General features: G+C 48.0%; 10 protein-coding genes and 1 pseudogene. 3 read left to right on the top strand and 8 right to left on the bottom strand.

Annotation, left to right across the window (positions count from 1 at the left end):
* Nucleotides 1-201 precede the first annotated feature (201 nt).
* Nucleotides 202-2595 (top strand): patatin-like phospholipase family protein, encoded by a 2394-nt coding sequence (locus OEZ43_06460; GenBank protein MDH5545215.1) that lies wholly within the window; start codon nucleotides 202-204, stop codon nucleotides 2593-2595.
* Nucleotides 2596-2616: 21 nt separating this feature from the next.
* Here the strand turns inward: OEZ43_06460 and OEZ43_06455 are convergent, their stop codons facing one another.
* The 7 genes from OEZ43_06455 to OEZ43_06425 form a co-directional block, all read right to left on the bottom strand.
* Nucleotides 2617-3162: a diheme cytochrome c gene (locus OEZ43_06455; protein MDH5545214.1), complete on the bottom strand. Its 546-nt coding sequence runs from the start codon at nucleotides 3160-3162 to the stop codon at nucleotides 2617-2619.
* A gap of 14 nt (nucleotides 3163-3176) precedes the next feature.
* Nucleotides 3177-3743, bottom strand: a complete 567-nt coding sequence (locus OEZ43_06450; protein MDH5545213.1) for a hypothetical protein — start codon at nucleotides 3741-3743, stop codon at nucleotides 3177-3179.
* 24 nt (nucleotides 3744-3767) lie between these two features.
* Nucleotides 3768-4280: a diheme cytochrome c gene (locus OEZ43_06445; protein MDH5545212.1), complete on the bottom strand. Its 513-nt coding sequence runs from the start codon at nucleotides 4278-4280 to the stop codon at nucleotides 3768-3770.
* A 20-nt stretch (nucleotides 4281-4300) separates the two neighbouring features.
* On the bottom strand, nucleotides 4301-4702 hold the full coding sequence (locus tag OEZ43_06440; protein MDH5545211.1) for a DUF1924 domain-containing protein: 402 nt from the start codon (nucleotides 4700-4702) through the stop codon (nucleotides 4301-4303).
* A 2-nt stretch (nucleotides 4703-4704) separates the two neighbouring features.
* Complete coding sequence (locus tag OEZ43_06435) at nucleotides 4705-5865, bottom strand: cytochrome b/b6 domain-containing protein (protein MDH5545210.1); 1161 nt, start codon at nucleotides 5863-5865, stop codon at nucleotides 4705-4707.
* A gap of 380 nt (nucleotides 5866-6245) precedes the next feature.
* The gene (locus tag OEZ43_06430; protein MDH5545209.1) at nucleotides 6246-7130 is read right to left on the bottom strand and encodes a radical SAM protein; all 885 of its coding nucleotides are present in this window, start codon (nucleotides 7128-7130) and stop codon (nucleotides 6246-6248) included.
* Nucleotides 7131-7134: 4 nt separating this feature from the next.
* A complete protein-coding gene (locus OEZ43_06425) occupies nucleotides 7135-7674 on the bottom strand; it encodes a hypothetical protein (protein ID MDH5545208.1) in 540 nt (179 codons plus the stop codon).
* A 545-nt stretch (nucleotides 7675-8219) separates the two neighbouring features.
* On the opposite strand from OEZ43_06425, the gene OEZ43_06420 reads away from it, so the two are divergent.
* A complete protein-coding gene (locus OEZ43_06420; protein MDH5545207.1) occupies nucleotides 8220-9155 on the top strand; it encodes a formylglycine-generating enzyme family protein in 936 nt (311 codons plus the stop codon).
* 15 nt (nucleotides 9156-9170) lie between these two features.
* Here the strand turns inward: OEZ43_06420 and OEZ43_06415 are convergent, their stop codons facing one another.
* Complete coding sequence (locus OEZ43_06415) at nucleotides 9171-10619, bottom strand: hypothetical protein (GenBank protein ID MDH5545206.1); 1449 nt, start codon at nucleotides 10617-10619, stop codon at nucleotides 9171-9173.
* Between the two features lie 420 nt (nucleotides 10620-11039).
* Between OEZ43_06415 and OEZ43_06410 the strand changes: the two are divergent.
* Nucleotides 11040-11513, top strand: a pseudogene (locus tag OEZ43_06410) (shikimate kinase).
* The last annotated feature ends 90 nt before the right edge of the window (nucleotides 11514-11603 follow it).

The raw sequence follows: 11603 nt of genomic DNA, 5'->3' as shown, positions 1-11603 counted from the left end.
ATCTCACTGCCGTAACTATCGTCCGACAGGGAAATTTGTTTAGAAAAAATGGGAGATTATCATTAGCCTAAAAGTGTTAGATGGCAAAGGAATTTGATCTTGAATTAAGGCCAAAAATGAATTCATGTAAGGGTAACCTGGAACAGGTCTTATCTGCTATTCTTGCGCTACTACCGCACGGATGAAATAAAGGGTGGAATATTGAACAATATAAAGCCATTACTCCTCGGACTCTGTTTGCTCGTACCAATTGTTGCACATGCTGAAAATTACAGTTTTGCAGTCAAAGGTGGTGTAAGTCTCGGCAGTTACGAAGCCGGCTTGCTATGGACGTATATCGAACAACTCCGGTTACGCAAAGAGAATATGAACACGTTTACCGGCGCCTCGGCAGGTAGTATCAATGCCTTGGTAGCGGCATTGCGTTATTGTGAGCAATCTGATGCCACCGATATCAATGACAATTTGTTTCGCCAAACCTGGGATATTGGAATAGACGCTCTGCTTGCTGACAATAAGTCAGACGGCAGATTTCTAGATTTTGTCGAGGATATAGCGAACGCGGTCAGCAAGGATCAGGATGGACATTCGGGTAAAGACCGTGGTGGTCTGTTTGATCGTAGCGCCTTATTGGGTAGCCTACGCAAGGTAGAGGCTCGGATAGGGCAGGGGAAATTTCGCGAAGGTTGTGAAGTAAAACTAGGGATTGCTGTTACCAAATTCGTTCCAGATACCTACGACGTCAACGGCATCAATGTCAAAAATCAGCGCTATGTTATTCCCTTTATCATCAAGGTTGTCGAGGGGAGACTGCGTTTTTTCAACTCGCATCTATTTAACGATCAGGAACGACATCGTCAGCGTTTAAACGATATCGATCGTTTTATTTTTCTACCTGAAATAAAAGGCGAGATTTCACGGTTTGATATCTATCGCGCAGTAATGGCCTCTAGCGCATTTCCCATTGCCTTTCCACCGGTCACTATGGCCTATTGCGTAGCCCGAAATGCCAATCTGGCAAGTGTGTCTGAGCTTTGTCCACAGGGCTATTTCTACGAGGAAAGCGTTTTCATTGATGGCGGTAGTTTCGATAATGCGCCGATCGGCGCCGCGCAGCGTATCGCGGGACAGTTGCCATGTACCGGCGCACGGTCGAGTGACTGCATTCTTGGGGACGATAGTGACCATACTCTGGTTTATATCAACCCGGGTCGAATTCGCGAACGTAGTGAACAGGCATCGGAAGGAGAGGCGAGTAATCATGGGCCAGCGGAGATTAGTGGACTCACGGACTATATATCGATTGCAGGCCACATCGTTGACTACGGGATGTCAGCCGAGTTGTATCGAAGTCTCGCTGAACAACGTAATAGTAAGGGACGACTGCTTTCTTCTTCTCGTTTTTATCCTTTGGTAGGAGACTATGCCGAGCATTTTGGGGCGTTTTTCGACAAGGCCTACCGTTTGTTTGATTATTATGTTGGTGTTTATGACGGCATCGTAAACATTACGAGACTGGATTGTTTGGGTAACGCGAATCAAGACGAATGTTTGTCGCGTCAGTTGCGGGAAAACTTGAAACACTTTGATATCGAAAACAGCGATGGCGTTGTTATGTTCCCCTTGCTGGCAGCGAAAGAATTTGCTGCATATCGCGAGCTACCGTCGTGGGCTTGGTTGTTTGAACCTGTTGAGATATTAGTGAGTCAGCTTACCGTGTTGCGCGGGATGAAGACAGATCGTGGAAAACTGGTGGATATTTTTCTGTCTCTTGATCGCTGTAACCCTCGTCGGGAGTTATGCGGAAAAAATATCAAAGTACAAAGCTTTGGCCATTTTCTCAGTTCCCTGACCGAGATTGATCGATATCAGCATATGACGCAACAAATGGCAGCCTCGCCCAATCACTGGAGTCATTCTCTGATGGATAGAATGCTAAAGCGCAGCATTGAAGTGGAAAGACTGAAACTCAATTACCTGCGGGATCAGAAGTCACAGCAAAACACATTTGAAGACAAAGAACGGCAACAAACGCAGCAATACGTTGTCAGTGGACTGGAAGTGCTATCACTCTATGGACAAAGTTTTTTCAAAAGACACTCACTCGGCTACTGGCCAGCGTCGACTAGCGATGACAGCTGTGTATTGATGTTTGGTGGATGGTCATGTTTGATACCAGATGAGATTGGCATGCACACGGACAGTGTTGGTGGTTACCTTTCGTGGCGTTATCAATTTCCTGGCTTTTTCAGTCGGCAGTCTTTTGATATCGGCGTGGACCCTGTTCATTTCGCAATCGATACTGATGACTATGCCAGTGCCGAAATACTGATGCGATATGAAAGCTACAATATTTTCATCACCAGTATCGGAATTGGCGCAAAATTATTCAGAACTATTGGTACGAAAGATCGCTTCGTCAACGACCAATACGCAGGGATCACCGGTAAACTGGGCTTGTTCTCTGACAAGATCAAAATCTCCGGCAGCTATCGATTGTTTATGCAGGAAAGCGACTTTCGTCAGCGCATAGAAATGACAGTAGGTGTGACGGATGTAAAAGGAATCAGCCGTATTCTATTTGGCTTTTTCTAAATCGCCTGGTAATAACCGATGTTACTTTGGAATCACCACCGTGTCGTCATCGTATACTCCACGACTGGCACCCGTATGGCATTTATCGCAATGACTCAGCGACTTTATACTCGGACGGCGAAGCGTTTCCAAAGGGATATCCTCGTGCTTTTCTTTTATATATAAAGTCTCGGTAATACGCTGTGGAATGACGTCGTCATCAAGAGAGGCCATGAGTTTACGTGAGCGTTTATACCAGGACTTCTCCGCCGCATTGGTTACCACCAGGTCCAGCAAACGTAAGCGCACAGCGTCATTGAGTTCGGCATTGTCACCGAAATGGTCCTGCAAGGCCTTGGTGTCGAGTAGCTGTCTCCACGAGCGTTCAGGTAATAGTCCCGGCGGGTAAGGGAAATGGCATGCGCCGCATTCTTCCTGGTATTCGGCGTTGTTGACAACCGCGACACCTTTCATGCGCCACGGCGAAATAGCCCAGGAGAAAAAGCTGTCTTCCGCCTGAACTGCAGGTATATATAGAGCAAGGCCGAGGAGCGTCGCAAAAGAACGTTTTAGAAAATATATTTTCATTTTCTCTCCGCTCCTTACCAGGTGATCTTAATAGCGACGGCCATACTCACGAGTCCTGCAATACCTGCGCTTGCATGTACTTCCTCCGGGGCGAGCACAAGCGTGGATGCAAATGCCGCCGTTGCCAGTGTCGCCAAAGCTGCATGTAAGGCGTCAGGGTCTTTGAAAAACTTACTCCAGCGTATGTCTTTATAGTGAAACGCAATGCCGGAAGCCACTGCAGCGCCACCAAAATAAGCGGCTGTTACCGCAGTTCGATGGTGCCAACTGTTTTCTATATCAACGATGCCGTATTCGTCCTCGGGTTTAGGCAGGACTGCGGCAACAGTCGCCAGAACCAGCGAACCTATACCTAAATACTGGTGGGCCTTATTCAGACTAAACAGCGGAGAATGCATCGTGTCTTGATTGTTCGATGCCGAATCACTCAACATCAATTTGTTATTGAGTTTCGTCGAATCCGTATTTGAGCCGACTACGAAAGGCCCCTGGTTTTGCAGGCTAAGGTCCAAAGTCGTGGCATGCGTCATATGGCTGGCCAAATACAGGCATACAAACAGAACCGGTCTGCGAACTAGCATAAGTCCCCCGGGCGATGGTATGTCCTAGTTTTCCCAATGGCCGTTAGCGCCAGGAATTTTCACACGATGCTCGTTATAGTCACCTTGTTTTGCGTCGGGGTGACAGGCTTCACAACGTCCCAGTGTCTTGATTTGAGGATTACGCGTAATCAAACGATCAGGCACTTCGCGGTGTTTGCGTTGAATATAGGACACTTCAGAAATGCGCAGAGGCGTGTCACTCGCAGAGAGCGAAGACATAATTTTACGCGACCGTTTGTAGTGGGAGTGATCGGCGGCATTTTCCATGGCGTAGGCTTTTAATGCCTGGGTCTGTTGAGCAGAGAGTTCTGCGTTTTCACCAAAATGTTTATCCAGCGTGTCGAAAATCTTTTGCCAGGAACGCGCAGGAAGAAATCCGGGTTGATAGGCCATGTGGCAGGCGCTACATTCTTCCTGGTAAGTCTTGTTCGTGACTGGCGCGACATCAAGCGCAGCGGAAACCTGACTGGTGGCAGACAGTAAAAGCAGACTAAGAAAAAACGGTTGAGATCGCATAATTAATTACCTCGATGAAATTATTTGTCTTTAAGATACATAAGAAAATCGCCTTTTTCCTGAGGCGTGCACTCACGATCCATTACCCACTTACAATTCCGTTTGAACCACTTTTCGATAAACTGAGGATCGGTAAAGCGTTCGCGGTTTACCGAAGGCGAAAGCGGGTCTATCGTTTTGCCGGTCTTTGCATGCTTGCCACTGGCTTTGAAATCCTTGCCATGACACACATGACAGTTTCTGACTTTTCCTGGCTCTTCCGGGTCGGGATAGTCCTTATTCCACATCTGTTCTCCCCGTTGCGCACTGAAACTGCCAGCGCCCTGCGCTTGATAGGCTTTTAATTGGTCGTCCACAACCGTGGCGTAACTGCTGGCTGCGCCGAACAGAAATATCAGGCCGAAAGTCATTGATGTTGCCATTCTCATTTATTACCTACCTTTTCCTCTAGTTTGGGTAATCGCATATTAGAGTCTTCAAACCAGCCCTGTTTGGCGTCGAGATGACAGGCAGCGCAATTGGCTTTGCTCTTTACCTTGCTACTCCGCCACATGGAATCGGCTATCTCATGGTGTTTGTGTTTCCAATATTCAACCGCAGTGATGCGAATTGGATACGGCCCATTTCCCACCGAGCGCGTGATTTTGTGTGCTGGTTCGGTGGCGCCTTTTTCTGAAGAATTGTCTAATGCGTACTGAAGCAGTGCGTTGACTGTATCTTCGTCCAATGCCAGATCATCACCGAAGTGTTCGTTCTGTTGAGCGAACAGGCTTTGCCAGGACTTAGCCGGAAGTAAAGAAGGATGAAAAGCCAGATGACATTCGCTACATTCACTTTGCCAGGTATCGTTCATGACTAAAGGTTCGTGCTTAAAGGCAAGAAACGGCGCATCGGCAGTCTGGGTTACATAGCCGCGAAAATAGACGATGGCAGAAGTAAGGGCGATGCCAAGTAAAATCACGCCGAGCAGAGGATACAAATGTACATGATGAGTGTCATCCGGCGCTGGTTTGTGCCCGACGATCATCGACCAGATCAGGTTTTCCTTGTGATATATACTTTCGACGATAACGCCTCCTACATGGACGAATACTACTAGCAGCATTAATGCGGCAAGTGTTTCGTGCGCCTCTTTTGCGAAACTGCCTACATCGAAACTGATCAGCCCCTTGAGCGGGCCATGACCTTCTTCGCCACCAAGGACTAGCATGCCGCTGATCGCGATGAGTATGCCTAGTGCCAGCATCATAAATATCGCCCAACTACCGGCAGGGTTGTGGCCAATATAGCGACTGGCGGAACCGTCGAGTAATGCCTTTAAGTATTCTGTTACCGATTTCCAATCGTGGGCAAAGGAGCGAAAGCGGGCGTAGTGGCTTCCGATAAAGCCCCATACAAAACGAAATATCAATAAACCAAAAAAAAGATAGCCAGCGAATACGTGGTGATAGAGAAATCGATCGCTCTCATGGGTAATCCACGCTGTGATAAAGCAGGCGACAAGCAACCAGTGGAACACCCTCGAAGGCAAATCCCAAATAAGTTTGGGTGAGTGTTCGCTATGTAGCGGCTGTCGGTTTTTCATAGTATGCTTCCCTTTCCTACTATTTGTTTGAGCATGAATTGACAAACGGTTACGCGGACAATAGCGGCAATCGTTCGTGCATCACCGCAGAGTCTGGTTAATTGACGACCAGGTGTACAATTTGGTTCGAACAATTATTCTCAAAATTTCACTTTGATCTAGTATTTAGATTAAAGAAAAAATCAGGCCAGTGTTTTTTACAGCACAAGCAACCTTTGATGCCGGTTTTCTCACTACTATTGCTTACGTGAAAAACTGTTCGGAATATACAAGGCAACGGCTGGACTGAATAAACACTTGCGCACTAAGATTTTCGCACACCGTCGTCAAATATACCTAGTTAAGATTTGTTAATAATGTATTGCAAACGACGTTAATAACTACAGACCACGACTCCACTCCGGACGCAGATTGGCCAGTTCCGGATTGTTCAGGGCGAGTCGCAGTTTTTCGAGCATGGACGGTTTGTCTTTGCCTAAAACACCTTTTAATACCAGATAATTCGAGGCGTGATCACTACGAAAAATAGTGTTTTTGAGGTGGGTTTGTTCGATCAACATTTCCATTTCGCGAAACAGTCCACTCTGGTCGAGGAGTTGAAAGCCTTCAGGGAAATGGCTTAGAAAACGCTGTTGTCCCATGGGGAAGCTGACTACTAGCGTCGCGAGATAGTGTGGTTGAGTGTCATTGACCAGTTGCGCGGAGTGCTTTGCATGTTGTTCGCTAAACATTACGCCCCCCAGACCGTTTAACAACATCACGGAAGATTTGATACCCGCGTTATTGAGTTTATTGAGTGAGGTCACTGTCGATGATAGCGTCTCGCCCTTATTTATCATGTTCAACAGTTCATCATCACCTGACTCGGCGCCGACATATACCAACGACAAACCGGCGTCTTTTATTTCCTTGAGTTCGTCCACGCTTTTGTTGCGTACGTTGCGCGGCAGGCAGTAAGAAGACACTCGTTGCAGTTGAGGAAAGGACTGTTTTATCGCCTGAAGTATGTTTAACAGGCGACGGCTCGACAACACCATGGCATCGCCATCGGCCAGAAAAATCCGGCGCACGTCGGGATAGTGTTGGGCTACACGGGCAATGTCTGCGAGGATGTCTTCCTCTTTGCGCGTTTGAAATTGTTTTTGCGGAGCGGTGTACATTTCGCAAAATGCGCATTTGTTCCAGGAACAACCATTGGTCACCGGCAGGATGAGTGAGTTGGCCTCACTCGGCGGTCGAAAAACGGGTTCTATGTATTTCAGCATAGACTTAGAAAGTGACACCTGCGCCTATACCGATGGCGAGAATCAGCGGAGGGCTATCGTTAGTACCGCCACCTGCAGCTGCGGTAACGGCAACAAGTAGATGTGGTTCGATGAAGAGTTTGCCGAGGTTCTTGTGATAACCCGCAGCGAGTCCAGGCATCACACCCTCTATCCAGGTGGTGCCATAACTACTATAGCCGCCCCAGTCCACAGTGACATCGATACTTTGTAATTCAACGCCCACATACCAGCCCTCTAGTGGGGTGGATGCGGTGTAATATTTTACGCCTATGCCATACATGCCGCCGTAGCCATCTTCCCAATAATCGCCGTCTTCAAAGGAGTAACTAAGATAACCATATCTGCCCACGAGACTCAGACCAGCGGGAAGCGCATCCAACTGGGTTTCGACGGTAAATCCAACCATACCGCCGGTTGGTGGCGCGTATTGTGCCTGTAGTTGCGCGGCAAATTGCGGTGCAGCCATTGCTGTATGTGCGGATATCAATAAAACGAAAAGCATTGATAGGACAAAGCGAAACATAGACATCTCCCAGGGCGAATTTACATAGGATTATAGCGGAATTGTGACATTACAAAAGCTCGCATTGTCCGGCAAATTTCAGGCGCGGTAAAAATATGACGCGTTTTCGGCGTAATTTTGTCACTTGAACAGCGAGTATGTCTTTCAAACCCGTTCAATACTGGCGCGTGTATGCCGTATTGTGCGTGGTGGAAACGGGAAGATGACATAAGAGGTGAACTGAAATTTCGCGGAACAATGTTTGCTTACGAAGTGAACCCCTGGTGGGGTAGAAGGAGATTTCAGTGGATTTAATTGAGGACGTTATACCGTCCTTCGTTCCCACGTGCTGCCAATAGACCTGTGTTCGCTTATGTTTGCTCACTCGAGGTCGACCACTGCAAATCAACTCTTGGTAAAGCTGCCACCAGGGGCATAACACATTTACTTCCTTTCGTTTAATATTTTGCAATTCAGAGACCGGAATAGTCTGTCTTTATCTATCTCTGTTGGGATAGTCGTGGACGTACAGCTTGAAGTCAGCAAAAAAAACTAGCATGGCACGCATGAAAAATTCACTTCCCCTAAATGTTGCTCTCGTAGTGGTGTCATTTATTCTGTTATCACCGCTTAAAGCGGCAGAGATGATAGCGATACCGGCTGGTGAATTCGTTATGGGCAGTAATCGCGTCGATGATGAAGGTTTATCCAAACGCTACGGCGGAAAAACTGACTGGTATCGCAATGAACACCCGCAACGCCAATTGGAGCTGCGGGGCTTTGCCATCGACCAATACGAAGTGACTAACCAGGCCTATCGCGAATACATACGCAAAACCGGAAAGAACGTTCCTCGTTACTGGATTGAGAACAGTTATGCGTTGAGCGTACGTCTGGAACTACTCGCCAATATGAATCAGAGCCAATTGCAACGACTCATTCAGGGAGCGGATATACCGCTGTCCAAACGTCAGAACGATACGCTTGATCACATGCGTGAGGCAGTAAATCAGCATTGGCACGAATTGGATACACTGCCGGTGATGTATGTCAGTTGGTACGAGGCGAAATCCTATTGCGAATGGGCCGGCAAGCGTTTGCCCAGCGAGGTCGAATGGGAAAAGGCCGCGCGCGGCGTGAAGGGCAATGAATATCCGTGGGGGATGAAATGGCAGTCAGGGATGGCGAATACTGGAGACGAAAACTGGAAACACTTCGTCGCACCTGTTGGCGCCTATCCGAAAGACCGTTCGACCTATGGCGTGTTCGATCTGGCCGGGAATGTACAGGAATGGGTCGACGACTGGTATCGCGCTTATCCTGGATCTGATGACGAAGACAAAGACTACGGTAGAGTACACAAAGTGGTGAGAGGTGCAGGATACGGTGGCATAGGACACTATGCCTTAACCTATTTTCAACGCGGTGCCTATCGCGCCCATCTCCATCCCGACGATAGAAAGGCCGGCCTGGGTTTTCGTTGTGCGCAAGATGCTCAGTGATGTGGCACTCAGGATTTATTGCTGTTCGAGTGCGCCAATATCGCAACGGGCATTGCCATCCTTGTTTCCATCGGCAATACGTGTTTTGTGATTGATATCGCTACTCGGTGGTATGCCTTCCGGACCTGCACAACCTTTTTCATTACCCGCGTCGATTAAAACGCTGTTTTCTGCAAGACGGTAATTGCCGTCATCCGTAATGTCGGCAATACCGCTCGAGATCGCATTTTTTTCCGTACTGACGATGTCGCTGGCGTCTATCGTCAATTCACAGCGTCGGTTCTGGCTGAGGAAATTATTACCATTGGAATGAAGCGGGCCGTAGCAATTGTGGCCGGGTTTGTCATTCTTGACGTTTTCGGCAATAACGCTATGTTGTAATCGCAGCAGCGCTGAACCTTTTTGTACGAACACGCCAGCTCCGAATCCGTGGGCATCCACTTTATTGCTAATAATAGTAGTGTTGTAAATATCACTATCGTGGGCCGAGTAGTAGCGAATGCCGCCACCGCGGGAAGATGCCTGGTTGTGCGCGACAATGCTATTCACCAGGGTCAGGCCGGCATTGAAATGGGCGAACAATCCGCCTCCAGAGGAAAGCCGAGAGGAAGTGGCGCTGTTATGAATAATGCGGCTATTGCGTAGATCCAGGGTGCCAAGAACATAGATACCACCACCATAGTCGGCACTATTATTCGCAATCATAGTATTGATGATTCTGACTTTGTCACGCTGCAAGGTAGTGTTCAGGGCCGTATGCGTAATCGGTTTGGAGGCCACGCCCATTTCCTCGCTCAGTTGTTCGAGCTGGGTGGCATCACGGCGATAGGTAAATGAAGAATAAATGGCGCCACCATCTTCCAGAGCAATGTTATGGCTGATATCCGAATTCTTGATCAACATCGGCGCATCGCTAAAGATGCCACCGCCGCCGAATTTGATATTGAATTCGTCGTCGCCTCTGGCGGCGTTGTTGTTAATACGCGAGTCTTCAATTACCAGGGAAGCAGACATCGACCCGGCGCTATAGATGCCTCCGCCGCTTTCTTCTGCAGTATTGTATTCAATCCTGCAGCCACGAATGATCAAGTTGCCCAGATTATAGATTCCACCGCCTTTCTTTGCCTTGCCGCCGGTGATTACGAGCTGTTCTAACACAACATCCACGGCGGGATTGATGATAATGACGGCGGATTTTCCTTGCCCGTCGAGTATGACCCCTTCCTGGCCGATGAGAGAGACAGATTTACTGATGTGCAGATTGCCTGGATAGGTTCCCGGGGCGATTTTTAGCTCATCGCCCGTAGCAGCGAAATTGACTGCGGCCTGCACAGTACAGAATGGCGTACCGATATCATCGGAACAAAGCTCGCTAGAGCCGTCTATAACAAATTGATTTGCAAAGATAGTTTCCGCGAAAAGCAGCAACCATCCCAGGCCAAGGAGTCGCTTGCAGACCATCATTTTCCCCACGCTGTCAGCGATGTTTATTATTGGTGACTACTGTAGTAAAGATAGCCCAAATGAACCTTAATTTCACTCCTCAGGTAGCTGTCTCTTGGGGAGATATGGATTGGTTCCAGGCAAGGTGTTATGGCGACAACTTATTGGTGGTCAGGCGAGGCCAGCGATGACAGTCATCATGGTGCAAAGTGGAGCGGCCGCGGGAAAGCGAAAATAAATCCTGCGTCAGGTAGTCAGGGACCCGGAAGAATGCAGGTTGACGGACGGTGTCAGCGTTTCAGATCGTTCTCCAGTTGTTTGAAAACGAGTAGACTGAGGCGGTCTGGCATAAGCAATAGAGTAACTCTCGGACCGCTGTTATTTTTCTTCGAACGCTGGAATCGGCATTGATCGACGTGTCGAAACAAATATAGGAATTTTATGCAACGTATCCTCGTCTTTGGAAACTCAGGATCGGGTAAATCAACACTGGCGCGACTGCTAAGTACGCGCCATGATCTGGCGCATCTTGATCTCGATACCGTGGCCTGGCATGTCGGTACGCATCCCCAAAGAAAGCCGTTAAATGAGAGTATGGCGCAGATTGAGGATTTTATCGCCGGAAAAACGCAGTGGATAATCGAGGGCTGTTATGCCGACTTGTTGGAGTTATTGTCTTCACAGGCAACGGAGATGATATTTCTCAATCCGGGCATTGATGCATGCATACAAAATTGTAAAAAGCGTCCGTGGGAGGCACACAAATACAGCAGTCTTGAGGCGCAGCAGCGCAATCTGGAAATGTTGATCAACTGGCTTAGCGATTATGCTCGGCGCGATGACGAATATTCTTTGACTGCACATCGCAATCTACTCGAAGGTTTTCCAGGAAAGAAAAAAGAACTGAGCTCGAATGAGTGGATAGACGATTTTCAAACCGTGGAAATTGTTGCGGTTGAAAATGACGAGATGAAAAATACTGTGTCTGTGCTGGCAAAAGAAATT

The organism is Gammaproteobacteria bacterium (assembly GCA_029881255.1).
GTDB lineage: Bacteria > Pseudomonadota > Gammaproteobacteria > S012-40 > S012-40 > JAOUMY01.
This window is presented reverse-complemented; position numbering and strand designations above follow the sequence as displayed.

What these genes read in the sequence shown, in the direction of transcription:
- OEZ43_06415 (MDH5545206.1), bottom strand. Translation starts at nt 10,619, where the DNA reads ATGATGGTCTGCAAGCGACTCCTTGGCCTGGGATGGTTGCTGCTTTTC.
- OEZ43_06425 (MDH5545208.1), bottom strand. Translation starts at nt 7,674, where the DNA reads ATGTTTCGCTTTGTCCTATCAATGCTTTTCGTTTTATTGATATCCGCA.
- OEZ43_06445 (MDH5545212.1), bottom strand. Translation starts at nt 4,280, where the DNA reads ATGCGATCTCAACCGTTTTTTCTTAGTCTGCTTTTACTGTCTGCCACC.
- OEZ43_06435 (MDH5545210.1), bottom strand. Translation starts at nt 5,865, where the DNA reads ATGAAAAACCGACAGCCGCTACATAGCGAACACTCACCCAAACTTATT.
- OEZ43_06455 (MDH5545214.1), bottom strand. Translation starts at nt 3,162, where the DNA reads ATGAAAATATATTTTCTAAAACGTTCTTTTGCGACGCTCCTCGGCCTT.
- OEZ43_06450 (MDH5545213.1), bottom strand. Translation starts at nt 3,743, where the DNA reads ATGCTAGTTCGCAGACCGGTTCTGTTTGTATGCCTGTATTTGGCCAGC.
- OEZ43_06440 (MDH5545211.1), bottom strand. Translation starts at nt 4,702, where the DNA reads ATGGCAACATCAATGACTTTCGGCCTGATATTTCTGTTCGGCGCAGCC.
- OEZ43_06420 (MDH5545207.1), top strand. Translation starts at nt 8,220, where the DNA reads ATGAAAAATTCACTTCCCCTAAATGTTGCTCTCGTAGTGGTGTCATTT.
- OEZ43_06430 (MDH5545209.1), bottom strand. Translation starts at nt 7,130, where the DNA reads ATGCTGAAATACATAGAACCCGTTTTTCGACCGCCGAGTGAGGCCAAC.